The organism is Nitrospirillum amazonense, assembly GCF_029594735.1.
Lineage (GTDB): Bacteria > Pseudomonadota > Alphaproteobacteria > Azospirillales > Azospirillaceae > Nitrospirillum > Nitrospirillum amazonense.
Map to the genome: position 1 here is coordinate 1,162,839 of NZ_JARPAF010000004.1, position 23,506 is coordinate 1,186,344.

Genomic DNA, 23,506 nt, shown 5'->3' on the forward strand with positions numbered 1-23,506 from the left:
ATCTCAGTCGCCCTGCGCCGCGCGGTCGATGAACAGGGCGCCCTTGGTCACCACGCTGTCCCCCGCCTTCAGGCCGCCCAACACCTCCACCAGCCCGTCCTGCTGCCGCCCCAGGGTCACGGGGCGCAGCGCCAGGGCGTGGTGGGCGGCATCGGCCACCCAGACGCGCGACACCTCACCCTCATGGATCACCGCCCGTTCCGGCACGGCCAGGGTCGGGGCCGGGCCGGTGGGGGTGGAGGCCCCAGGGTCGGTAAACAGGCGCACGGTCGCCATCATCTCTGGCTTCAGGGCGCCATCGGCGTTGTCCAGGGTGACGCGCACCGCCAGGCGCCGGGTGGCGGGGTCGATGGCCGGGGCCACCGCCGTCACCCGGCCCCGGAAGACCCGGGCCGGATAAGCGGGCACGCGCACCTCGACCTCCTGCCCCACGGCCACGGCGGCCGCGTCGGCCTCGCGCACATTGGCCAGCAGCCAGACGGTGGAAAGGTCGGCCAGGCTGAAGGCCATGGTGCCGCCGTTGGCCACCCCGTTGACGTACTGACCCGGGGAAACCTGACGCTGCAGCACCGTGCCGGCGACGGGTGCGCGCACCGGGGTCGGTGCCAAGGCGACCCCCTCATGCGTAAGGGCCGCGATCTCTTGTGGGGTGCGGCCCAGCACGCGCAGCCGGTCGCGGACGGCGGCCAGGGCCGCCTGCGCCGTGCGCGCGGCCGTTTCCGCCGTCACCAAGTCCACCTGGGCCTGCTGCCAATCCTTCAGGGCGCTACCGTCGGCCTGGTATAGGTCACGCTGGCGCTGTACCGTCACGCGGGCCTGGCGCAGCTGGGCATCGGCCGCAGCGGCGGCCGATGCGGCGGCCGCCAGGTCGCTGCGTCCCTGCGCCATGTCGGTGGCGTCGACGGTCATGAGGACAGCGTCCTTGGCCACGTGATCGCCGACGCGGGCGGTCACGGTACCCACCTGACCGGAAACGGGGGAATAGACCGGCGTTGTCGCCTCGTCATTGGCGGTCACCCGGCCATCGGTGTCGATGTGCGTCCGGAAGGGGTGTGGGGCCACGGTTTCCATGCCCAGCGTCGCCCACTGGCCCGGCGTCACCTGGAAGGTGCCGGGGGCCGCCTCCGGCTGGGACGGAGGAGGAGAAGGCACATCGCTTTCCCGGATCACGATCATCCCCACGACCGCGGCCACCAGCAAGGCGGCACCCAGCCACTGCAGCCCGCGACCGGGACCGGGAAGAAAGCGGAAAGAAGGCACCTTAAACACTCCACGCCACAGTCGCGGGCAGACGGCGGAAGGGCAAAACAGCCGCGTCGCGATGACGCATCCACACGGTGCACCGCAAAAATCAAGGAAACGCGGGATCGCACCTTTGCAGGAACGGGGCAATGGGCCATTTCAGCGCAGGTACCGCCGGATTTATTGGAGGCATTCCTGAAATTCATGGTTAGCGCCTCATCGCTGTGTCGATTTGATTACGCGGCATCGCGCGCGCCCGGGGCGGAACGCTTGTTTTCCTTGGAATGCCCCCGTACAGCCGGTCCGCCCGCAGGCTTTCCCGGGCGGGCGGTGGAGTGTTGAGACGGCGCCCTTCGGCCGGCCGGGCCATTTGACGCAGGTCATAGGCCGAACGGCTGAGAACACGGTCGCACCCCTCCGCCCGTCGCCTTTTGTCATGCCGTCCGGCAGGCCGGATATTCCCATCCTCGACCCGCCTGGTGGGTGGATAGGCATTCCGGCGCGGCCCTTAGCGCTTTGGCCCGCCTGCCAGTTGCCACGGCAACCGGCCCTGCTATTTCCCGATTTGTTACCAGGGAAAGGCCGGATGGGCCCTTCCGAATGGATCATGAGATGCGCCGCTGGGGGGCCATCGAGGAAGGTCTGGAGATCGCCTGTGCTGAACGCCTTGCGCAACCTTTTGTCGATCACCGTCGTTCTTCTGCTGCTGGTTCCCTTGACGGACCTGGCCATGCAGGTGCTGCCCCCTGTCATCGGCGCGTTGCCGCCGCTGCTGGTGGGTCTGGTCTTCCTGGCCTTCATGGGCCAGGTGCTGGTGGCCGCCGTCCGGCACGCGCGCCTGCCCAGCATCCACCTGCCCAAGACTGGAACCGGTCCCCGTGCCGGCTCCCTGACGAGAGAGATCGCGCCATGAACGCCCCCCTTCGCAACATCCTTTACGCCATCCTCAGCCTGCTGCTGATCATCATGCTGGTGGATTTGGCCGTGACCCTGCTGCCGCCCATCCTGGCAGAGGTGTTGCGCATCATCGTCGGCATCGGTGTCTTCCTGTTCCTGCTGCAGTTCTTGGCAGGCCTGTTCCGCAGGACGCCATGACGCCCTGAGGTCTCCACGACGCGAATAGGCCTGGCCGCCATCGCCAGGCCTATTCCTTTTGTTCCCCTTTTGGACCTCTTTCCCCTTGACGGCGACCGCGTGTTCCCACACTCCATAAGGGCAAACCGCAAGGGGAGATGCACGCGATGCGCAAGGGTCTTCGGAACACCGCCACGGCTTTGTTTATGGCCGCCTGTCTGGCCGGCGGCACCGCCCTGGCTGCTGACGCCGCTGGGGGCGCGTCGGTTCCCGGGGACAAGCAGACGCCGGGCCACCACACCTACATGTTCGTGCTGAGCTGGGAGCCGGAGTTCTGCTACCTGCACGGCGATGGCCATCCGGAATGTGCCGCCGGCGACCGCGCCACCAGCTTCGGCGCCACCCACCTGACCCTGCATGGCCTGTGGCCGCAGTGGAGCAGCGCGTGCTCCCTCTCCGCCAAGGACAACGACCCCACCTGGAAGGACCGCGTGCTGCCGCCCCTGTCGCCGGCGGTGCAAGGTACGCTGGCGGAGGTCATGCCCGGCATCGCCTCCGGCCTCACCTTGCATGAATGGCAGAAGCACGGCTATTGCAGCGGCCTGTCCGCCGACCAGTACTATGCCCAGGCCGGCGCCATGGTGAAAACGCTGGGGGCTGCGAAGGCGGGTACCCTGCTGGCCGAGGCCACGGGCAAGAGCGTGACGCGCAAGGCCCTCTGCGACGCCCTGGCCGCCGACTTCGGCGAAGCCGCGCGCCAGTCCGCCGTGCTGGGCACGGGCAAGGCCGCCTTCCTGACCCAGATCACCTTCACCCTGAAGGCGGCCGACGACGGCACCACCGCCCTGGACGCCGCCCACCTGACCGACAGCCCCGCCGACCAGGCCGGCCGCTGCGACAAGGGCAACCCGGATGAGGCGCTGAAGGTGGCGGGGTTCAAGTAAGAGCCGATATTATAGAAAATACTGGGGGGGGGAGAGAGGGACGGAGGAAGCCTTGGAAGTCCGAAAAATCCCAAAACCAAAGGAAACGTGAGAATGTATATCAATATAGAGGATTTTATTAGAAATAATTTAATGAATTATCGACGGTTAACACCAATGATCATTTCTATAATTGAAGGAATTCTCCGGTCAAATGATATAGATTTCCTTAGTGTTACAGGAAGAACAAAAACAAAAGAAAGCATCATAGGAAAACAACGACGGAAAGAGTATAAAGATTTTGCTAAAAAATTTACAGATATATCTGGAGTCAGAATAATTACATTCTTGAACTCGGACGTCAATTCAATAGAAGAGATTATTAAACGAACTTTTGAAATCGACAAGGAAAACAGCCTCGACAGAGCCGGCTCTCTCGGAACTGACCGGATCGGATATCGCTCGGTCCATTATGTCTGCACACTTGGCGAAGCCCGAGCCGGCATTGCCGAATATAGCAGTTTATGCGATCTAAAGTTCGAAATTCAAATACGCACAGTGCTTCAGCATGCGTGGGCAGAGCTAGCTCATGACCGTTCATACAAATTTGGGGCCACGCTTCCCCCGAATTTAGAACGTCAAATTAACCTATATTCCGGTCTCCTCGAGCTTGCGGATAAGGGATTTGAAGAAATCTCAAATTCTATAGATTCTTATGCTAAAGAAATTGCTAAATCATCACCGGTCGAACTCAACGATAAAGTCATAGACTCAATAACATTTGTTAAATTCATGACTAATTTCCTTACAGTGAATAAAATAGAAACGAAACGCAAAATAGACGACGAAAGCGTATCGACATGCATCAGTGAGCTACATGAATATGGACTTAACTCTGTCGCAGATCTTAATAGTATTATTTCTGATGACGCCATAGAATCTCTAAAACAAGAAATAGCCCCCAAATCAGTAATCGGCATTATCCGATTACTGATGCTTTTTCATGACATCGATCGTTATTTTTCCCGTGTCAATTTCAGTTGGGGGAGAATACACAAAGGAACTTACGACACGCTCACCAGAAAATACGAAGACAAAAAAATACAGTCAATTCTAAAAGATAAAAATGTCGAAATAGTGAAGCCAGAATGAACAACAAATCATTTAATCTTAAAATATTTCGCAACTAGAGCATCGAGCTCCAACGCGGAATCGGGGGATTCCCTTGAGACGCTGGATGTGATTCATCTTTATCGGAGGTGGATCATGGGCAAGCCGTATTCAGAGGACCTTCGGGAACGGGTTGAGGCCCGGATAGCGGCGGGTCATTCCCGCCGAGAAGCATCGCGGCACTTCGGTGTAAGCGCGAGCTTCGCTGTGAAGTTGGCGCAGCGTGTTGTGGCTACTGGGTCGATTGAACCGGGACGCCAGGGCCGACCTCCCGGCGACGGCAAACTGGCAAAGCATATGCCCCAGTTGGTCGCTTGGGTGGAGGCGCAAGCCGACATCTCGATGCCGGAGTTGGCCGCGAAGCTAGCAGCCACCACGGGCGTTGTCGCGCACCGGCTTCGCTGTCGCGGGCTTTGCTGAAGGCAGGGTTCAGCACCAAAAAAAACACTGCTGGCATCCGAGTGCGAACGCGCTGACATCCGCGAGGGCCGCCAAGTTTGGCGGACGCACCGTCAGCCGCGCATGCGCCAGGAGCCCCACCGCCTGGTCTTCATCGATGAGACCGCTACAACCACCAAGATGACTCGCCTGCGCGGCCGAGCACGGCGGGGACAGCGCCTCAGGGCCCAAGCCCCCTTCGGCCATTGGAAGACGCAGACCTTCATCGCCGCCCTGCCCTGCGATGGTCTGACCGCTCCATGGATCATCAACCAGCCGATGAACCGGGTTCTCTTCGAGGCTTATGTCGAAACCCAGCTGGCACCCACGCTCAGTCCGGGCGACGTCGTCATCCTCGACAACCTGGCCAGCCATAAGAGCGAGAAGGCCAAGGCCATCCTCAAGGAGGCGGGCGCCTGGTTCCTCTTCCTGCGGCCTTACAGCCCTGATCTGAACCCTATCGAGATGGCCTTTGCCAAGCTCAAGGCTCACCTCAGGCGCATCGGCGCCAGGACCATTGACGATCTCTGGAAGGCCATCGGAAACATCTGCGACCTCTACGATCCAGATGAATGCTGGAACTACCTCAAGGCCGCAGGGTATGCGTCCGATTAAAGGCTCGATGCTCTAATACAATAAGAATCAGCGCAAATTAGTGATCTCTCAGCTATGTAATAAAAAAAGGCGACGCCCGCGAGGACGCCGCCTTTTATCATTCCGTAACCGGAACTGCCCTTACGACACCAGCGGCGGCAGGGGCTGCGGGCCCGCAGCCTGTTCGATGACGTGGCCGACCTTCAGCACGGTTGCCTCATTAAACGGACGGCCCAGCACCTGCAGGCCCAGGGGCAGGCCCTCGCCGCTCAGGCCGGCCGGCACCGACAGGCCGGGCAGGCCCGCCAGGTTGGCCGGAACGGTGAAGACGTCGTTCAGGTACATGGCGATGGGATCGTCCATCTTCTCGCCGATGCCGAAGGCGGCCGACGGGGCGGTGGGCGTCAGGATGACGTCGCACAGCTCGTACGCCTTGGTGAAGTCCTCGGCAATGCGGGCGCGCACCTTCTGCGCCTTCAGGTAATAGGCGTCGTAGTAGCCGGCCGACAGCACGTAGGTGCCGATCATAATGCGGCGCTTCACCTCGGCGCCGAAGCCCTCGGCACGGGTGTTCTCGTACATCTCCTTGAGGTCCTTACCCTCGACGCGCAGGCCGAAGCGCACGCCGTCATAGCGGGCCAGGTTGGAGGAGGCCTCGGCCGGGGCCACGATGTAGTAGGCCGGCAGGGCGTACTTGGTGTGCGGCAGGCTGATCTCCACCGGCGTGGCGCCGGCGGCCTTCAGCCATTCGATGCCCTGCTGCCACAGCTTCTCGATCTCCGCCGGCATGCCATCGACGCGGTATTCCTTGGGAATGCCCACGCGCAGGCCGCGGATGTCGCCGGTCAGGGCGGCGGCATAGTCCGGCACCGGCACATCGATGGAGGTGCTGTCCTTGGGGTCGTAACCGGCCATGGAGCGCAGCATGAGCGCCGCGTCCTTCACCGTGCGGGTCATGGGGCCTGCCTGGTCCAGGGACGAGGCGAAGGCGACGATGCCCCAGCGCGAGCAGCGGCCATAGGTCGGCTTGATGCCGACGATGCCGACGAAGCTGGCCGGCTGGCGGATGGAACCACCGGTATCGGTGCCGGTGGCGCCCAGCGCCAGGCGGGCGGCCACGGCGGCGGCCGAGCCACCCGAGGACCCGCCGGGCACCAGCTTGCGGGTGAAGTTGCCGGCTTCGTCCTTGGGCGACCACGGGCTGATCACCGGGCCGTAGTGGCTGGTGATGTTGGCCGAACCCATGGCGAATTCGTCCAGGTTCAGCTTGCCCAGCATGACGGCGCCGTCGCGGAACAGCTGGGTGGTCACCGTGCTCTCATACGGCGGGACGAAGCCGTCCAGGATGTGGCTGGCGGCCGTGGTCTGCACGCCCTCGGTGCAGAACAGGTCCTTGATGCCCAGGGGCAGGCCGTCCAGGGCCCGCTGCTCACCCTTGGCGTAGCGGGCGTCGGCGTCGGCCGCCTGCTTCAGCGCCACGTCCGGCGTCTCGATGATGTAGGCGTTCAGCTCCTTGGCCGCTGCCATGGCGTCCAGGTGCGCCTGGGTCAGCTCGACGGCGGTGAACTCCTTGGCGGCCAGGCCGGCCAAGGCGTCGGCCATGGTCAGGTGGGTCAGCTTCGTCATCACTCGACAACCTTGGGCACGGAAAAGAAATTCTCGGTGGCGTCGGTGGCGTTGGCGACCACCTTTTCCGGATAACCGCCGTCGGTCACGGCATCGGGGCGCCGGCGCAGGTTGGCGGCGACCACGCTGGTCATCGGTTCCACGTTTTGGGTGTCCACCTCGCCCAACATCTCCACCCAATGCATGATGGTGTTGAGTTCGCCGGCCAGCTGCTCCAGATCGGAGTCCGGGACCTTGATGCGGGCGAGATGCGCGATCTTCGCCACGGTGGCCTTGTCGAGGGACATGGTGCTAAGTCTCTCCTTCGGAATAAGGAGCCACGGGGGCGATGACAGGCGGCGTGTCGTATGCCGCCGGCCCCCGGGCGGCGCGGAAGGTAACACCCGGTATGGCGATCCGCAACATCAGGGACCTCAAGGCCCAGCTGCCCCCCGGCGGGCGGCTGATGGGCCTGGATCTGGGGTCCAAAACCATAGGCATGGCGATCTCCGATCCCGGCCTGACCGTGGCCTCGCCGGTCGGCACCATCACGCGGCGCAAGTTCACGACCGACGTGCAGGATCTGGCCAAGGAGCTGCGCGGCCGCAACGTCGCCGGCTTCGTCATCGGCCTGCCCCGCAACATGGACGGCAGCGACGGCCCGGCCGCCCAATCCGCCCGCAGCTTCGCCCAGAACCTGATCGAACAGCCCCACCTGCTGGGCGGCCAGGTACCCGAGATCGCCTTCTGGGACGAACGCCTGTCCACCTCGGCCGTCAGCCGCATGATGATCGAGTGGGACATGACCCGCAAACGCCGGGACGAGGTGGTCGACCGCATGGCCGCGGCCTACATCCTTCAGGGCGCCCTGGACTTCATGGCGGCCGAGGCCGCGCGCGCCGCCCTGGCCGCCCGCGACGAAGCGAAGGGTGACGCGGCGGGCCTGGATGGAAGACACGATGAAGAAGATCGCGACCGGGACGACTGACCAGGCATGCTGCAGGTCCTGACGGCGCTGGCGCCCACCTTCCTGCTGATCGCGATCGGCTTCGGGTTGCGGCATTTCAAGCTGATCGACGCCGCCTTCTGGGGTGCGGCCGAACGGCTGATCTATTACCTGCTGTTCCCCGCGCTGCTGATCGACGGCACCGCCAAGACCGACCTGTCGGGCATGGACATCTGGGCCATGGGCGGCGCCCTGGTGGGCGGCATCCTGCTGCTGAGCGCCGGCCTGCAGTTGACCTGCCGGCGCCTGTCGGGCAGCGATCCGGCCTACACCTCCGTCTTCCAGGGGGCGGTGCGGGTCAACACCTATGTCGCCATGGCCTTGGGCGCCGCGCTGCTGGGCCCGCACGGCACGGCCCTGATGGCCATCGGCGTGCTGTTCTGCATGCCCACGGTGAACATCCTCAGCATCCTGGTAATGCAGCGCCACGGGGACATGCCGGCCGGCATGAAGCGTCATCCCCTGCGCACCCTGTGGCAGATCCTGAGCAACCCGCTGGTCTGCTCTGTCATCGTGGGCGCCGCCCTGAATCTGGCCGGCGTGCGGCAGATTCCGGTGGTATCGCCCGTCATGAACGTGCTGGGCCAGGCCAGCCTGCCGCTGGGCCTGCTGGCCGTCGGCGCCGGCCTGGGCTTTTCCGCCATCCGGGGGGCCAAGGTGGCGGTGGCCATCAGCAGCGTGGCCCGTTTGGCCGTCCTGCCCGTTGTCACCGCACTGCTGGCCAAGGCGCTGGGTGTCCAGGGCAACGCCTTCGTCGCCGTGGTGCTGTACAACGCCCTGCCCACCTCCGTCAGCGCCTATGTCCTGGCCCGCCAGATGGGCGGCGACGCCCCGCTGATGGCGGGCATCATCACCATCCAGACCCTGGCGGCGGCCATCACCCTACCGGTGCTTCTGGCCATGTTGACCGCCTGAAACGACTTCGGCGGCGCAGGGGTGTCCTACGCCGCCGATCGTCACGTCAAAACGCCCACGCGCGTCAGTGCATGGACACCGCGCGGGGGGCGCCGCCGGTCTTGGCGGCGGGCTTGCCCGACAGCAGGTGCAGGCCGGTCAGCAGGCCGTAGCCGGCGATCATCAAGTAGCAGACCACCGGCACGATGAAGGCCAGCACCAGGCTGGTCAGGTCGGCGACCTTGCCCGTGATCATGGGCACCACGGCACCGCCGAAGATGGCCAGGCACAGCATGCCGGCACCCTGGGCTGTCTCTTCCTCCAGCCCATCGATGGCGATGGTGAAGATGGTGGGGAACATGATGGAGTTGCACAGGCCCACCGACAGGATGGTGGCCATGGCCAGCGTGCCGCTGCTGGCCATGGACAGGCTGACCAGCAGGGCGGCGGCCAGCGAACATGCCATCAGCACGATGCCGGGCCGGGCGAAGCGCAGCACCACGGAACCGATGAAGCGGCCAAACATGGCGCCGCCCCAGTACAGGCTGACCAGCACGGCGGCCTTGGATTCCGGGGTGTTCAGCACGTCGTGCAGGTGGATCACGCCGGCGAACCAGGTGCCCAGCTCGGACGCCGCGTCCCGCGTGCGGTCGAGGATCAGGTAGTTGACCATGGCGCTGCCGATGGACACCTCCGCCCCGACGTAGACGAAGATGGAAACCACACCCAGGGCCAACTGGCTGTGGCGCAGCACCTTCAGGCTGAGGCCGCTGCCCGACTGCTGGTCGGTGGCGGCCCCCTCACGGCCCCGCAGGAACCAGAACAGCATGGACAGGACGACCAGCAGGGCTGCGATCATCAGGAAGGGCACGTGCACGCCGCGCGTGCTGGCATCCCCGTCCGCCGCCTTGGACAGGATGAAGACGGAACCGAGGATGGGGCCGATGGTAGTGCCGAAGGAATTGAAGGCCTGGGCCAGGTTCAGACGGCTAGACGCCGTTTCCGGCCGGCCCAGCAGCGACATCAGCGGGTTGGCCGCCACCTGCAGCACGGTAATACCACCCGCCATGACGAACAGCGCCAGCAGGAAAGCGGCGAACAGGCCCATGCTGGAGGCGGGCACGAACAGCAGGCAGCCCAAGGTCATGATGACCAAACCGGCGACGATGCCGCGCAGATAGCCCAGGCGCGCCAGCAGGGCGCCCGCCGGGACCGACACGACGAAATAGGCCAGGAAGAAGGCGAACTGCACCAGCATCGCCTCGGTGTAGTTCAGCGAGAACTGTTCCTTCAGCTTGGGGATCACGGCGTCCACGATAGACGTGGCGAAGCCCCAGGCGAAGAACAGCATGACGACGATCGGGGCCAGCGACGTCATGGATTTATTGTGGGCGGATGCGGTCGACATCGATCGTTCGTCCAGTCGGTATGATAAGTCCGGGCCCGAGGGGTTTGACATCCGCCGGGCCCGGGTTCAATGGCTATTACGACACATTCGTATTTTATTGCGTTGCGAAATGAAATTTTCCGCAACGCAGCATATTTAGTTCGACGCCGCCTTGGTCCGCTGCTCGGCCACCTTCTGCGCCAGGTCCAGCCGGTCCTTCATCGGGTCGACCTCCAGCACGGGCCCCTTGGTGCCGAAGTCCATCAGGCGTTCATCCTGGCCCGCCTTGAAGGGCGTCCAGGCCGGCAATCCCTGGGGCTCCGGCTTGCCCGTCTTGGCGAAGGCCACCCAGTAGGCGTGCGCCGCCTTGGCCGCCGCCGCGTCCGCCGCCGTCAGCGCATCGCCGTAGCGGGCCTTAACCGTATCGAAGACGAAGGGGATTTCCGTCGCGTGCGGCGTGCCCCACCATTCCTTGCGCATGCTCTCCGCCACATAGGAATAGCGGAACAGGTAGACGGGTGATTTGTGGGCCGACAGCAGGCGGGCGGTCTCGCGCGCCGGCTCGATGAACATGAAGGCGCCGGCAACACGGTGGCCAATCAGCTTCACGTCGCGCGACCCGTCGGGATCGAACAGGGCCAGCGCCTTGTCCTTGTCAGCGCCGAACGGTGCCAGCACATCGTCCAGCGAACCGCCGAAGAAGAAGCCATCGGCCCCGGTGGCGCCCACCATCACCGGCACGTCGGCGCCCGCCCCCGCCGCATAGGCCGTCACCGGCGCCGAATAGCGGACCACGGCGCCATCCACCATGGGTCCGGAATAGGTCGGCACGTTCATGGTCGCCATGTTCAGGCCGTCCACCACCGCCTCGGCCGGCAAGGCGCGCAGGGCCGCCAGGCCAGCGGCACCCGTATCGGTGATGCCGTGCTGGGCGGCATAGGCCAGGCCCGATTTTTCCGCCGATGGCGCGTCACCGTCCGCATGCAGGGGCGGTGTGGGCAGGATGCGTTCGCGTCCGGCACCCGACTGGACGATGCCCCGGTTGAACAGCCCCTTGGCCATGGGCGAGGTCAGCAGGGTGTGAACGGAGATGCCGCCCGCGGATTCACCGAAGATGGTGACATTGTCAGGGTCGCCGCCGAAGGCGGTGATGTTGCGCTTCACCCATTGCAGGGCCGCCAACTGGTCGAGATAGCCATAGTTGCCCACAGGGCCCTGCCCCGCCTCCGCCACCAGGGCGGGATGGGCGAAGAAGCCGAAGCGGCCGACGCGGTAGTTGAAGCTGACCAGCACCACGCCGTCACGGGCGAAGTTCGATCCGTCATAAACGGCGGGGGAACTGCCGCCGTTCACGAATCCGCCCCCGTAGATCCACACCATCACCGACCGCTTGGCACCCGGCTTGACGGTGTCGGCAGGTGCCCAGACGTTCAAGTACAGGCAATCCTCCGCCGGGGCGACACCCAGGGGGGCCGCATCGCCCGGCAATGGTTTCTGCATGCAGTCGGCGCCATACTGGGCGCCGGAGCGCACGCCGGCCCAGGCGGCGGCCGGCTGCGGCGGGCGCCAGCGCAAGGGGCCCACCGGCGGGGCGGCGAAGGGGATGCCCTTGAACGCCGCCACATCGCCGCTGACCACGCCGGAGACCCGGCCCTGTTCCACCTGCACCACCGGCGCTTCCGCCGCGAACGCCGGCCGGGCAGTGGTCAGCAACAGCGCCGCGACCGCGATCCGCTTCATCATCTTGGACATCGCATTTCCCCTTGTCAGGATCATCGCCACCGGTCGCAGCTTGGCCGGAACCGGCAGCGATCCAAGTTCCAAAAAGGCTTATGGCTGGCGGGTGGAGGCCTTGACGGCCGCCCCGCCCTTGAGATCCAGGTCGGTGGCCGAAGCCCCCACGGCCACCTGATAGTCGCCGGCCTTGACCTGCCAGGCGTGCGCGGCCTCATCGAAGCTGCCCAGCAGTCGGGTGTCGGCGGTGACGGTCACGCGCTTCTTTTCCCCCGGGGCCAGGGTCACCTTGGACCAACCGATCAGGCGCTGGGTCTTGGTGCCGGCGGCGTTGGTCAGATAGACCTGGGGCACGTCCTGGCCGGGGCGCTTGCCGGTGTTGGTGACCTCGAAGCTGACGGTCAGGGTGTCGCCACCCGTCACCTTCACGTCGCCATAGCTGAAGTGGCTGTAGCTAAGGCCGTAGCCGAAGGGGAACAGGGGCTTGGCCCCCGTCTTGGCGTAATGGCGATAGCCGATGTCGGCGCCCTCCGTATAGGTGATCTCGGCCGGGCTGAATTCCGGCTTGTCGGCGCCGGGGATGTCCTTGCGCAGCAACTGGGCGTCGCTTGCCGGGAAGGTGATGGGCAGGCGACCGGAGGGATTGGCGTCACCGAACAGGATGTCGGCGATGGCCTCGCCCCCCCGGCTGCCGGGATACCAGGCCTCCACCACGCCGGCCACCTTATCCAGCCAGGGCATGTGCACCGGCCCGCCCGTCTCCAGCACCACGATGGTGTTGGGGTTGGCGGCGGCCACGGCGGCGATCAGGGCGTCCTGGCCGTTGGGCAGGCTGAGGTCCGGCGCGTCGGCGCCCTCGCTCATCCACTGGGTGGCGAAGACGATGGCCACGTCCGTGGTCTTTGCCACGGCCGCCGCCTCCGCCGGATAGGAGCCGTCGTTGAAGCGAACCGCCTTCTCCCCCGCCTTGGCGCGGATGGCCTTCAGGGGAGAGGACGCGTGATAGACCACGGTGCGGAAGGCGCCCATCATGCCATCGCCACCCAAAGGAATGCTGGCCCCCGGGCCCGCGTCCGACACCACCTGGGAAGAGCCGCCGCCCGACAGCACGCCGGCGTTGGCGAAGCCGCCGATGACGGTGATGGTCTTGCCTTTCGTGGCCAGGGGCAGCAGATCGCCCTTGTTCTTCAGCAGGACGATGCCCTCGGTCCCGGCCGCCTTGGTCACCTGGGCATGGGCGTCGAAATCGATGGGCGCCTTGGCCGCCGGGTTGTCGAACAGGCCCGCCGCGAACATGGAGCGCAGGATGCGCCGCGTCATGTCGGACAGGCGCTCCGCCGGCACCGTCTTGTCCTGGACGGCGGACTTCAGCGGCTCATTGAACCAGACCTTGCCTCCGGGGCTCAGCATGACGTCGATCTGCTCACCCGATTCCTGGTCCAGGCCATTCACAGCCGCCTGCACGCTATGGACCGCACCCCAGTCGGACATGACCCAGCCGGGATAGGCCCAGTCGGTCTTCAGCACCTGGTTCAGCAGGAAGGGGTTGTCGCAGGCATAGGCGCCGTTGACCTTGTTGTAGGCGCACATGACGGAGCCGGGCTTGCCCTTCTCGATGGCGATCTGGAAGGCCAGCAGGTCGCTTTCGCGCGCCGCCGCCTCCGCGATCTTGGCATCCAGGGTCATGCGCTGGGTTTCCTGGTCGTTCACCGCGAAGTGCTTGATGGTGGAAACGACGTTCTGGTCCTGGATGCCCCGGATGGATTCACCGCCCAGGGTGCCGGCCAGCAAGGGATCTTCGCCCAGATATTCGAAGTTGCGGCCGTTGCGCGGGTCGCGCGCCAGGTTGACGCCGCCGGCCAGCAGGACGTTCAGCCCCTTGGCGTGAGCCTCCCTCCCGATCATGGCGCCGCCCTTGTAAGCGGTTTCGGGGTTCCAGGTGGATGCCAGCGACAGGCCGGACGGCAGGGCCGTGGACGGGTCGCCCGGCCGCACGTTCATGGGGTTGGCGACGCCCAGGCTGGCGTCGCTTTCCTGCAGGGCCGGGATGCCCAGGCGCGGCACGCCAGGGATGTAGCCGGCGGACCCGATGGCGCCTTCGGGCAGCTTGGCGCCCAGGAAGGGCATGGCCATGGGCCCGTGGACCAGGCCGATGCGCTCGTCCACCGTCAATTCCTTGTTCAACAGGTCGGCGCGCTGGTCCGGCGACAGCTTGGTATCCATCCACGGCCGCGCCGCCTCAGCGGCCAGGGCGGTGGTCGCCAACGGAGCGGTGAACGAGAGCGACAGGGCCGTGCCCAGCAGCAGGACGCGGGTGCGATCGGTCATGGGGTACGTTTCCATCCGGTTGTTTTGGTCAGGCTTCAGGGTCATGACTGCGGCATCGCGATGATGACGCGGCGATAGCGGGTCAGCGGCAACGGGCCGCCGCCCGTCACCTCCAGGATCAGGTGCAACTGCTGCGGACCCGGCAGCAGGGGCCGGGCGGTCGGGGCGGTGATGGTGGCCTTGGCGGTGTCGGCGCCGGCGATGCCCAGCTCCGGCACCACCACCAGGGCGTCCTGCCAGGTACTGGGCTCCTTGTACTGCCACCAGCGGAAGGTCAGCGGGCCGCCATCCGGGTTGATGGAGGCGTCCGCGTCCAGGGTGGCGCTTTCCCCCGGGCGCAGGGTCAGATGCAGCGGCTCGCTGCCACCCTGCCCGTTCACCACCACCTGGGGCGGATGGCTGGCCTGGGCGTGATCCGCCGTCAGCGTCCAGCCGATGCGGGCGGCGAAGTCGTTCTGGTAGGCCTCGCGCCAGCGCCAGATGGTGGCCTGGGCGTTACGATGGGGCCGGCCGTCGCCGCCCACGGCCGTATCCACCACATCGGTATGCAGCCCCATGCCCTCATTCGCCAGGCCATAGCGCCCGCCCCAGCCGCCATAGTCGGGATGGTCCGGCGCGTTCAGGCCGTTATCGACCAAGTAGAGGAAGGACGGCGTGTCCCCCTCCATGATGAATTTCCATTGGGGATAGAGGCTGCCCAGCGGCCCTTTGCGGATATGGGCGTCGATCCAGCCGTGCGAGACGGAGGTGCTGTCCGGCCCGGGGAACTGATAGAAATCCTCCCCCGACATGCCGGTCCAGGTGGCGGTGGAATAGTGGCTGAAGGCGTGGACGCTGCCGATCCAGAACAGCTGGGGATACCGGGCGCGGATCCAGGGGCCGCTGTCGTCCTGGTCGGAAATGGCATAAACCCGCAGGCGGGCGACGAAGGCGGCCACCTGGTCCGGCGTGCGGGTGGCCGCCACATGGTGCAGCGCCTGCGCCAGCACGTTGGCGCCGCCCCAGATGGTAACCCAGAGCGGCCGAGGATTGGGGTCGTCCACGGCGGCGATCAGCGCGTCGGACGCGGCGCTGTCCCGCCCCTCCCCCACGCCGGCCAGGCCGTAAAGCGCCGGCCCCGCCGTGACCCGGTCCAACAGCGCCTGGGCATCGGGATAGGCCGGATCATGCGCCCGCAGATTGGGTAGCACCTGACCATAAGCCTGGATGCGTTCCCGCAGCCGCTCCGGGTGCACCTGGTCCCGGAGCCAGGTGGAGGTGGTGGCCGCCATGCCGGCCACGTCCATCTGGTCGGTATAGAGCAGGAAGCGGACGAAGGACTCCTCATCATCCGGCTCGTTGGCGATGTCGGTCAGCACGAAGACCCGCGGCTTGGCCGGCGCCGCCTGGACGGCAGGGGCCGAGGCCAGCAGGGCCATCAGCAGAAGCGGCGCCCACACCCACCACCGGTTCATCATCGTCCAGCGCCCCCGCTGCCGATGGGGTACAGCGGGTCCTTGCTGTCGTGCGGCACGTCCGACGCCTGGGCCGCCACCGCCGCCATGCTGCGCGGCAGCTCGAACGGCAGGTGGCCCTGCGCCGCCACCTTGCCGGTGACCACATCCAGGAAGGCCCGGTCACTGACGCCGAAATCGGCATAGAGGCGGGTGGCCTTGTCGCGGATGTTGGTCAGAATGGCCGGGCGGTCGAGATAGACACTGACCACCGCCGGCACCTTGGCGGCGGCCACGGCCTTCAGCGCCTCATAGTCCGCGTTTCCATCATTGAAGCCCAAATCGCCCTCATGCTGCAGGCTGCCGAAGGTGTAGTTGGGGTGCAGGGTCTGGAAGGGCGCGGACAGGCGCAGAACGGCGACTTCCGCCTGTTTGGGGTCGTCCACCACCGTCAGGCCGGCGGCCTTGGCGGCCTCCGCCGACACGCCGCGCAGGTAGACCTTGCGGCCCGCCAGGGCCACAGGCCCCTCGCCCGCCTCCAGCAAAACCATGGAGCGCGATTGCGCCGCCAGCCCCTCGGCCAGGAACTGCGGCGTGCCCACAACCTTGGCGGCGGCGTCGGCATCCACATAGGGGTTCTCGAACAGGCCTTGCTGGAACTTCAGGGCCAGGATGCGGCGCACCGACTGGTCCAGCCGCGCCTCGGTCACTAGGCCCTGCTTCACCGCCGCCAGCAGGGGCGCGGGATCGTCCACGCCGCCGAACTGGTCCAGCCCGGCCTCCAGTCCCTTGGCGAAGCGCGCCGGGGTGGACAAATCCTCGACACCCCAGGCGGTGGAGAAATCCTTGAAGGTAGGCCGCTCACCCGCGGGGAAGCCGTTGCGGCACACCGCGTTGCAATCATTGGCGATGGCCCAGTCGGACAGGATGATGCCCTGGAAGCCATAGGTGCCGCGCAGCAGGTCGGTCAGGAGCCAATGATTGAAGCCCGCCCCCACCTGCTCCACCGGCTTCCCGTCCACCACCATCTCTTTCAGGATGGAATAGGTGGGCATGACGCCCGCGACATGGGCGGCGAAGGCGCCCTTGAAGGGAAGGACGTGCTGGTCGAAGTGCGCGGGTCGCACCAGAGAATAGCGGCCATAGCTGTTGTGGCTGTCGAAGCCCTCCGCCGCCGCGCCATAGCCCACCCAGTGCTTGACCACTGCCGAGACGCCGCTGACACCGGGGCCGTCGTCACCGCCCTGGAAGCCCTCGACATAGGCCTGGACCAGGCGGCCGTCCAAGACGGGATCCTCGCCAAAGGTGCCGTTGATGCGGGACCAACGCGGCTCCGTCGCCACGTCGGCCTGAGGCGACAGGGTCTGGTGGATGCCCACCGCCCGGTATTCTTGGCGCGCGATGTCGGCGAAGCGGCGCACCAGGGCGGGGTCGCCGATAGCGCCCAAGCCCAACGTCTCCGGCCATTGCGAGAAGCCGGCGGACAACTGGCTGGCGCCGGCCGTCACCTGGAAGTGGTTGCGCGGATCGGTGCTGAGCGTCAGGGGGATACCCAGGCGTCCACCCTCCGCCACCGCCTGCAGGCGGTTGTCCTGCTCCGCCAACTGCTGGGGCGGCGTCGCCTGGCGGGTGATCAGGGTGGTGATGCCGAAGTCCCGGATCATGTGGGTGGCTAACGGAAAATCGTAGGGCCCGCGCATGGTCGCGAAGGTGAAGCCGCCTTCGGGCGGAACCGTGCCGTGCAGCAGGGTGCCGGCCTTCTCCGCCACCGTCATGCGGCCCAGCAGGTCGGCCACGCGGGCATCGATCGGCAGGCGCCAGTCCTCATAAGGATCCAGCGTGCCGTTGCCGTTCAGGTCGCGGAAAGACAGCCCGTCCACCGACAGCAGCGGCTTCACCCGGCTGCCCAGCACCGGCTGCGGCGGTCCGCCCACGGCGGGAACGGCCGCGGCGGCGGTCAGCAGCAGGCTCAAGGTCACCAAGGCGGTCAGGCGGCGGTGCTGCGAAGGCATGGGCTAATCATCCCGTGAGGCGAAATGGAAAAAGAGGCGTGCCGCCGGGGAAGGATGTTCCTGCGGCACGCCCAGGGGAAGTGAGGCACCAGGCCTCGGAGGAAGCGGGTTAGAAGTTGGCGGACACCCTCACGCCATAGGTGCGGGGCGGGGCGTAGGAGCCGCTGCCGGCCAGGCGGTTGCCCGACCCGTTGGTGTCGGGGTTAGCCACGACCAGCACGGCGTTGTTCTCCAGGTTGCGGACATAGGCCATGACCCGCCAGCGCCGGTCGGCGTCGTCGTAGGCCAGCGACAGGTTGGTCTTGGTGTAGGCCTTCTGCTCGGTGACGGCGAAGTTGCGGTAGTCCAGGTTCTGGTCGCCGACATAGACGCTGTCGACGCGGGCCGTGATCATGGCGCCGGACGCCAGGTCCCACATGTGCTGGTAGCCCAGGTTGATGGTCCATTCGGGCGACTTGGCCAGCGTGTTGCCGGTGTAGACGGCGGCGCTGCTGGGGTGGAAGACGTCGCCCGTCGCCAGGACGAAATCAGTGTAGCGGGCATGGATGTAGGAGACGCTGCCGTCCACGCGGTCGCTCTGGGTCAGCAGGGCTGCCCCTTCCACCTCCACGCCGTAGACCTCGGCCGTGCCGGCGTTGACCGTGACGGTGGACGCCTGGCCTGCCACCTGGCCGATGGCGCTGACCTGGAAGTCCTGATAGTCGTAGTAGAAGCCGGTCAGGTTCAGCTGCAGCTTCTTGTCCATGAACTGGTTCTTCACGCCGACCTCATAGGCGGTCAGCTTTTCCGGCTGGTAGGGGTTGTTGTTGGGCGGCTGGCCGTCGCCATAGCCGCCGGCCTTGTAGCCCGTGCCGATGGAGGCATAGAGCAGGCTGTCCGGCGCCAGATCGTATTCCGCCCCCACCTTCCAGTTGGTGGAATGCCAGGTCAGGTCCGCGTCGTTGAGGTACAGGGGGGAGCCGCCGACATAGGTGTTGCCGACAATGTGGCCGAAGGCCTCGGTGGCGCCGGTGCGAGCCTTGTTGTCCTCGGTATAGCGCAGGCCGCCCGTCACCCGCAGGCTGTCGGTGAGGCTGTAGGTCGCCTGGGCGAAGGCGGCCTTGGACTCCTCCGTCACCACCGGCTGGACGAAGGCCAGCGAGGTGATGCCGGCGATGGGGTCCAGCGCGAACAGGACGTCGTTGTTCTCCTTGAAGTAATAGAGGCCGGTCACCCACTTCAGCGGCCCGTCGCTGTTGGCCAGGCGCAGTTCGTGCGACATCTGGTCCTCATCGGACCGGAAGATGGTGGACGCGCAAAGCGCGCCAGAGGGGGCCGCGCAGGTGGAACTCTGCGTGGAACCGCCATGGGTGTGGTCGGTGTCCGTGCGGTAGGCGCCGACATAGGTCAGGGTGGCGAAACCCAAATCCCAGTCCGTGGTCAGCGACACACCCTTGTTGGTGTGGTTCAGGCTGCCGTCCGCCGACACCGGATAGGTGTAGGGCGAACCGAACTTGGCGTACTGGCCGATGGGCGCGGAGGCGTAGCCCACGCCGCCCTCATGGAAGATATCGACCGACAGCAGGGCCTTGAACGTCTCACTGGGGGTCAATTGGACCTGCAGGCGGCCGGCCTGCGTATCCTCGTCATTAAAATTGCTGGAGCGGCCGTTGTTGGTATAGCCGTCGTGCCGGCTGGTCTGGAAAGCGGCGCGCACGGCCAGCGTGTCGGTCAGCGGCACGTTCAGCATGCCGGAGGTCTGCAGGTTGTTGTAGTTGCCGTAATCCAGCGACGCATTCCCCTCGAACTTGTCGCTCGGCCGTTTGGTGATGACGTTGATGCTGCCGGCGGTGGCGTTGCGGCCATATAGCGTGCCCTGGGGACCGCGCAGAACCTCGATGCGATCGATGTCATAGAGGGCGCCGATGGCGGCGCGCGACCGGGCCATGTAGACGCCGTCGACGTTGAAGGCCACGGCGGGGTCGCCCACCTCGGTGTCGTTGGTGCTGCCGATGCCGCGGATGGCGATCTGGACGGACCCGCTGCCGTTATTGCCCACGGCCAGGCCGGGAACCATGTTGTTGAGGTCGGTGGAGCTGGAAACGCCGCGCTGCTGCAGGGTGTCGCCGGAAAAGGCGGTGATGGCGATGGGCGTCTTCTGTGTCGTTTCCTGCCGCCGCTCGGCGGTGACGACGATGTCCTCCAGCTGCTGCGACGCGGCCTGGGGGGCGTTTTGCGGGGCGGCGGTCTGGGCCAGGCCGGGGGTGGCGATCAGGCTGGCCAGCGCGGTGGCGGCCAACAGGGTGTAGGTACGCATCTCTCCCAATACTCCCATTCTGCTTCTTTGTTCTTGTCGTCGCGAAGACAGGCCCCGGCTTCTGTGCCGAGCCTCTTTCGGGCCTGCCTGGAGGATGAGCGGCGCCTGCCCCGGCCCCGGTCATCCAGGGGCCAGGCCGCACCCAAGCAGGTGCCTAAGCCGGCAGGCTTTCATCGCGTTGTCCGTGGCGCGGGGTGGCGGCTCAAGGCAAGGCCCGCCGTTCACCGCCGCAACGTGGGGGCGCGATGGCTCATATCCGATGATGTTCTTTTAAAAAGGGCGGCCGGCTTACCGGATGGCCCGGTCCTGGAACGCGCAAGCGTCACGCATGATCGTCTCTCCCGTTTGTTGGGCCCCGCCTTGTTGTTGTCCTTCGACCCTGGGGCTGAATGACAGCGCTGTCCCTGGTGTCGAAAAAATAAGGAGGCCTCGTTGGCCCTATTTTGTTATCATCCAGAACAACCGCGCGCAAGAGGGTTTCTCAAAAACCGCCGGCAAGGACACACCGTGTCAGTGCCGGCCCGCCGCCGCCGGTTTCACGCACTATCTTTGCCGCCCGCCGATGCTATGATCCCGCCGCTTTCAGGAGGCGGGGCACAAACCTCCGGAATGGCAAGGGGGCAGCGGTCTGGTTGGAGGTTCGGGGCGTTGAGCAAGGCCACCATTTATGATGTCGCCCGCGTGGCCAACGTCTCCATCAAGACGGTGTCCCGCGTGCTGAACGGGGAACCCAAGGCCAGCGCGGAGACGCGTGCCCGGGTGATGGAGGCGGCGCGCAGCCTGAACTACACGCCCAGCCTGTCGGCCCGCGCCCTGTCGGGATCGCGCAGCTTCCTGATCGCGCTGGTCTCCTCCGGCGGGGTGTCGGACAACGCCATGCTGTACGTGACCGAACTGCAGATGGGCGCCATCCAGGCCTGCCGCGCCGGCGGTTACCACCTGCTGACGGAATACATCGACCTGGGCGCGTCCGACTTTACCGCCCTGACGGAGACCCTGGTTTCCACCCTGCGCGTCGATGGCGTCATCCTGATCCCCCCGTTGTGCGACGATCCCCAGTTGTTGTCCCTGCTGGCACAGCGCGGTGTCACCTGCGTGCGCATCTCCCCCACCCTGGACGGCAGCGCCGAGGAGAAATGGGGCTGGGGTGTCGACATCGACAATTACCAGGCGGCATTCCAGATGACGCGCCACCTGATTGACCAAGGGCACCGCGACATCGGCTTCATTCAGGGCCACCCCAAGCACGCGGCGGCGGCTCAGCGTGAGGCGGGCTATCGCGACGCCCTGTTCGACGGCGGGCCCATCCCAGATCGTCTGATCCAGCCGGGCCTGTTCACCTTCGACAGCGGCCTGTCGGCCGCCCGCGCCCTGCTGGAACAACCGCGGCGCCCCACCGCCATCTTCGCCGCCAACGACAGCATGGCCATGGCCGTCCTGTCCGTGGCCTACAAAATGGGCATCCCGGTGCCGAGCGCCCTGTCGGTGGCCGGCATCGACGACCTGCCGGCCGCCAGCGTCGTTTGCCCGCCGCTGACCACTGTGCGCCAGCCGGTGATGGAAATGGGCGCCGCCGCCGCCCGTTTCATTATCGACCGCACCGCCGGCCAGGTGGGCAGCTACCTGAAGAAGGTGTTCGACCACAGCCTGGTGGTCCGCGAGTCCACCGCCCCGCCGACGTGAAGCCGGCGGCGTCGCCGCTGTAGCCTACCAGCCCGCGGAAATGGGCCCGGCGCCAAGGGAAAGACTCCATTTTTCCTGGCCGCGCCCGGCTATTTCCGTTACAAACCGCGCCCCCATTTCAAAAACCGATGCTTTCGGCCGTCGTTGGAGCGCGCACCATGGGCTATTGCGGCCTGGACTTTGGAACGTCGAACAGCACCCTGGGCGTCGTCGAGGATAGCGAGGCCCGCCTGCTGCCGCTGGAGGGGGAGGAGACCACCCTGCCCAGCGCGCTGTTCTTCGACTTCGCCGCCAAGCGGGAGGAGTTCGGCCGCGCCGCTATCCAAATCTATGCCGAGGGGGCCGACGGCCGCCTGATGCGCTCCCTGAAGTCGGTGCTGGGTACCGACCTGATCGACATGGAAACCCAGCTGGACCGGCGGCGCATCCGCTTCCGCGACGTGCTGAAGATCCTGCTGACGGAGATCAAGCGCCGGGCGGAGGAGCAGGCCGGCCACCCCCTGACCCAGGTGGTCCACGGCCGCCCCGTGCATTTCGTGGACGGTGACGACGCGGCCGACCGCCGGGCGGAAACAGCCCTGGCGGAAATCGCGCGCGACATCGGCTACACCGACGTCTCCTTCCAGTTCGAGCCTATCGCCGCCGCCCTGGATTACGAGCGCCAGGTGAATGCGGAGGAGATCGCGCTGATCGCCGACATCGGCGGCGGCACCTCCGACTTTTCCATCGTGCGCATCGGACCGGACCGGCGGGAGGCCGCCGACCGGGGCCAGGACATCCTGGCCAGCACCGGCGTGCGCATCGGCGGCACGGACTTCGACCGCCTGCTGTCGCTGCACGGCGTCATGCCGCACCTAGGCTACCAATCGCCGATGAAGCGCGCCGGCCTGCTGGCGCCCAACAGCTATTTCAACGACCTGGCCACCTGGTCCAAGATCAACTTCCTCTACGCTCCCAAGGTAATGGCGGAACTGCGCCAGGTGCTGCGCGAGTCCGCGAAGCCCGACCTGATCGGCCGGCTGATCCACGTGGTGGAGGAGCACCTCGGCCATCGCGTCGCCATGACGGTGGAGCGCACGAAGATCCGCCTCAGCGCCACGGCCGCCCAGCCGGGAGGAGCGGACGTGGCGGTGGACATCCCCTTCGACTTCATCGAGCGTGGATTGACCATCCCCTTCACCGTGCCCGGCTTCGCCACGGCCACCACGCCGCTGACCGACGGCATCGCCGGCATGATCCGCAAGGCCATGGACGACAGCGGCCTCACGCGCGACAAGATCGATGCCGTGTTCCTGACCGGCGGGTCCACCCTGCTGCCCAACGTGCGCGCCAGCATCCTGGCGGAACTGCCGGAGGCCCGGGTGGTCGAGGGCGACAAGTTCGGTTCCGTCGGCTTGGGCCTGACGCTGGAAGCCCATCGGCGCTATCGCTGAGGCAGGCAGAAAAACACCCGCCGGCGGTGTCGCAGGCGGGTGTTTTTCCTAAAGGCACGCGGGAAACGCCCGATCACGGGGTGTCCTTGTGGGCCTCCTTGCTGATGGCGTGGCCGGTGGCGGAGATATCCTCGCCGGCGCCCTCGGTGGTATGGCAGGCGCTGACCAGCGCCCCCATGCCCAGCATGGACAAAAGAACAAGCGCGCGGAGTTTCGTAGTCATCGTGGCCCTCCTTGATGGGCTGGGGGTTGCA

Annotated in this window: 18 protein-coding genes and 1 pseudogene; 9 read left to right on the plus strand and 10 right to left on the minus strand. The window is 66.0% G+C overall.

Going from position 1 to position 23,506, the window contains the following annotated elements; genetic code table 11:
- Window positions 1-3 precede the first annotated feature (3 nt).
- A complete protein-coding gene (locus P5F91_RS25885; protein ID WP_145610095.1) occupies window positions 4-1,260 on the minus strand; it encodes an efflux RND transporter periplasmic adaptor subunit in 1,257 nt (418 codons plus the stop codon).
- Between the two features lie 637 nt (window positions 1,261-1,897).
- Between P5F91_RS25885 and P5F91_RS25890 the strand changes: the two genes are divergently transcribed.
- The 5 genes and pseudogenes from P5F91_RS25890 (at window position 1,898) to P5F91_RS25910 (ending at window position 5,462) form a co-directional block, all read left to right on the plus strand.
- On the plus strand, window positions 1,898-2,155 hold the full coding sequence (locus P5F91_RS25890; RefSeq protein ID WP_145610096.1) for a hypothetical protein: 258 nt from the start codon (window positions 1,898-1,900) through the stop codon (window positions 2,153-2,155).
- Window positions 2,152-2,337, plus strand: a complete 186-nt coding sequence (locus P5F91_RS25895) for a hypothetical protein (RefSeq protein ID WP_040845379.1) — start codon at window positions 2,152-2,154, stop codon at window positions 2,335-2,337. The genes P5F91_RS25890 and P5F91_RS25895 overlap by 4 nt, the downstream gene beginning before the upstream one ends.
- A 146-nt stretch (window positions 2,338-2,483) precedes the next feature.
- Window positions 2,484-3,260: a ribonuclease T2 family protein gene (locus P5F91_RS25900; protein WP_186454675.1), complete on the plus strand. Its 777-nt coding sequence runs from the start codon at window positions 2,484-2,486 to the stop codon at window positions 3,258-3,260.
- Between the two features lie 93 nt (window positions 3,261-3,353).
- Complete coding sequence (locus P5F91_RS25905; protein ID WP_145610098.1) at window positions 3,354-4,391, plus strand: GTP pyrophosphokinase; 1,038 nt, start codon at window positions 3,354-3,356, stop codon at window positions 4,389-4,391.
- 114 nt (window positions 4,392-4,505) lie between these two features.
- Window positions 4,506-5,462 (plus strand): annotated as a pseudogene (locus tag P5F91_RS25910) (IS630 family transposase).
- Window positions 5,463-5,582: 120 nt separating this feature from the next.
- Here the strand turns inward: P5F91_RS25910 and gatA are convergent.
- Together gatA and gatC are read right to left on the minus strand one after the other, a co-directional pair.
- On the minus strand, window positions 5,583-7,067 hold the full coding sequence (gene gatA / locus P5F91_RS25915; protein ID WP_145610099.1) for an Asp-tRNA(Asn)/Glu-tRNA(Gln) amidotransferase subunit GatA: 1,485 nt from the start codon (window positions 7,065-7,067) through the stop codon (window positions 5,583-5,585).
- Entirely contained in the window at window positions 7,067-7,354 is a 288-nt protein-coding gene (gene gatC / locus P5F91_RS25920; protein ID WP_040845375.1) for an Asp-tRNA(Asn)/Glu-tRNA(Gln) amidotransferase subunit GatC, read from the minus strand. The genes gatA and gatC overlap by 1 nt, the downstream gene beginning before the upstream one ends.
- A gap of 101 nt (window positions 7,355-7,455) precedes the next feature.
- Here gatC and ruvX point away from each other — a divergent pair, with 101 nt between their 5' ends.
- A complete protein-coding gene (ruvX, locus tag P5F91_RS25925) occupies window positions 7,456-8,034 on the plus strand; it encodes a Holliday junction resolvase RuvX (RefSeq protein ID WP_145610100.1) in 579 nt (192 codons plus the stop codon).
- 6 nt (window positions 8,035-8,040) lie between these two features.
- Window positions 8,041-8,967 (plus strand): AEC family transporter, encoded by a 927-nt coding sequence (locus P5F91_RS25930; RefSeq protein WP_277908663.1) that lies wholly within the window; start codon window positions 8,041-8,043, stop codon window positions 8,965-8,967.
- A gap of 64 nt (window positions 8,968-9,031) precedes the next feature.
- Here the strand turns inward: P5F91_RS25930 and P5F91_RS25935 are convergent, their stop codons facing one another.
- The 6 genes from P5F91_RS25935 to P5F91_RS25960 form a co-directional block, all read right to left on the minus strand.
- Window positions 9,032-10,354: a sugar MFS transporter gene (locus P5F91_RS25935; protein WP_277908664.1), complete on the minus strand. Its 1,323-nt coding sequence runs from the start codon at window positions 10,352-10,354 to the stop codon at window positions 9,032-9,034.
- A gap of 135 nt (window positions 10,355-10,489) precedes the next feature.
- Window positions 10,490-12,085 (minus strand): carboxylesterase/lipase family protein, encoded by a 1,596-nt coding sequence (locus P5F91_RS25940; protein ID WP_246134319.1) that lies wholly within the window; start codon window positions 12,083-12,085, stop codon window positions 10,490-10,492.
- Window positions 12,086-12,163: 78 nt separating this feature from the next.
- Window positions 12,164-14,395: a beta-glucosidase gene (locus P5F91_RS25945; protein WP_277908665.1), complete on the minus strand. Its 2,232-nt coding sequence runs from the start codon at window positions 14,393-14,395 to the stop codon at window positions 12,164-12,166.
- Window positions 14,396-14,436: 41 nt separating this feature from the next.
- Entirely contained in the window at window positions 14,437-15,852 is a 1,416-nt protein-coding gene (locus P5F91_RS25950) for a DUF1593 domain-containing protein (RefSeq protein WP_277908666.1), read from the minus strand.
- Window positions 15,849-17,840: a glycoside hydrolase family 3 protein gene (locus P5F91_RS25955; RefSeq protein ID WP_246134320.1), complete on the minus strand. Its 1,992-nt coding sequence runs from the start codon at window positions 17,838-17,840 to the stop codon at window positions 15,849-15,851. The genes P5F91_RS25950 and P5F91_RS25955 overlap by 4 nt, the downstream gene beginning before the upstream one ends.
- Window positions 17,841-17,949: 109 nt before the next feature.
- Window positions 17,950-20,136 (minus strand): TonB-dependent receptor, encoded by a 2,187-nt coding sequence (locus P5F91_RS25960; RefSeq protein ID WP_145610105.1) that lies wholly within the window; start codon window positions 20,134-20,136, stop codon window positions 17,950-17,952.
- 648 nt (window positions 20,137-20,784) lie between these two features.
- On the opposite strand from P5F91_RS25960, the gene P5F91_RS25965 reads away from it, so the two are divergent.
- Window positions 20,785-21,819, plus strand: coding sequence for a LacI family DNA-binding transcriptional regulator (locus P5F91_RS25965; RefSeq protein WP_211106904.1), 1,035 nt, complete (start codon window positions 20,785-20,787; stop codon window positions 21,817-21,819).
- Between the two features lie 158 nt (window positions 21,820-21,977).
- Complete coding sequence (locus P5F91_RS25970) at window positions 21,978-23,252, plus strand: Hsp70 family protein (protein ID WP_277908667.1); 1,275 nt, start codon at window positions 21,978-21,980, stop codon at window positions 23,250-23,252.
- Between the two features lie 73 nt (window positions 23,253-23,325).
- On the opposite strand, the gene P5F91_RS25975 is transcribed toward P5F91_RS25970, so the two are convergent.
- A complete protein-coding gene (locus P5F91_RS25975; protein WP_145610108.1) occupies window positions 23,326-23,475 on the minus strand; it encodes an entericidin A/B family lipoprotein in 150 nt (49 codons plus the stop codon).
- Between the last annotated feature and the right edge of the window lie 31 nt (window positions 23,476-23,506).

Coding starts and splice junctions, on each gene's coding strand:
- P5F91_RS25895 (WP_040845379.1), top strand. CDS start 2,152: ATGAACGCCCCCCTTCGCAACATCCTTTACGCCATCCTCAGCCTGCTG.
- P5F91_RS25900 (WP_186454675.1), top strand. CDS start 2,484: ATGCGCAAGGGTCTTCGGAACACCGCCACGGCTTTGTTTATGGCCGCC.
- P5F91_RS25905 (WP_145610098.1), top strand. CDS start 3,354: ATGTATATCAATATAGAGGATTTTATTAGAAATAATTTAATGAATTAT.
- gatA (WP_145610099.1), bottom strand. CDS start 7,067: ATGACGAAGCTGACCCACCTGACCATGGCCGACGCCTTGGCCGGCCTG.
- gatC (WP_040845375.1), bottom strand. CDS start 7,354: ATGTCCCTCGACAAGGCCACCGTGGCGAAGATCGCGCATCTCGCCCGC.
- ruvX (WP_145610100.1), top strand. CDS start 7,456: ATGGCGATCCGCAACATCAGGGACCTCAAGGCCCAGCTGCCCCCCGGC.
- P5F91_RS25930 (WP_277908663.1), top strand. CDS start 8,041: ATGCTGCAGGTCCTGACGGCGCTGGCGCCCACCTTCCTGCTGATCGCG.
- P5F91_RS25935 (WP_277908664.1), bottom strand. CDS start 10,354: ATGTCGACCGCATCCGCCCACAATAAATCCATGACGTCGCTGGCCCCG.
- P5F91_RS25940 (WP_246134319.1), bottom strand. CDS start 12,085: ATGTCCAAGATGATGAAGCGGATCGCGGTCGCGGCGCTGTTGCTGACC.
- P5F91_RS25945 (WP_277908665.1), bottom strand. CDS start 14,395: ATGACCGATCGCACCCGCGTCCTGCTGCTGGGCACGGCCCTGTCGCTC.
- P5F91_RS25950 (WP_277908666.1), bottom strand. CDS start 15,852: ATGATGAACCGGTGGTGGGTGTGGGCGCCGCTTCTGCTGATGGCCCTG.
- P5F91_RS25955 (WP_246134320.1), bottom strand. CDS start 17,840: ATGCCTTCGCAGCACCGCCGCCTGACCGCCTTGGTGACCTTGAGCCTG.
- P5F91_RS25960 (WP_145610105.1), bottom strand. CDS start 20,136: ATGCGTACCTACACCCTGTTGGCCGCCACCGCGCTGGCCAGCCTGATC.
- P5F91_RS25970 (WP_277908667.1), top strand. CDS start 21,978: ATGGGCTATTGCGGCCTGGACTTTGGAACGTCGAACAGCACCCTGGGC.
- P5F91_RS25975 (WP_145610108.1), bottom strand. CDS start 23,475: ATGACTACGAAACTCCGCGCGCTTGTTCTTTTGTCCATGCTGGGCATG.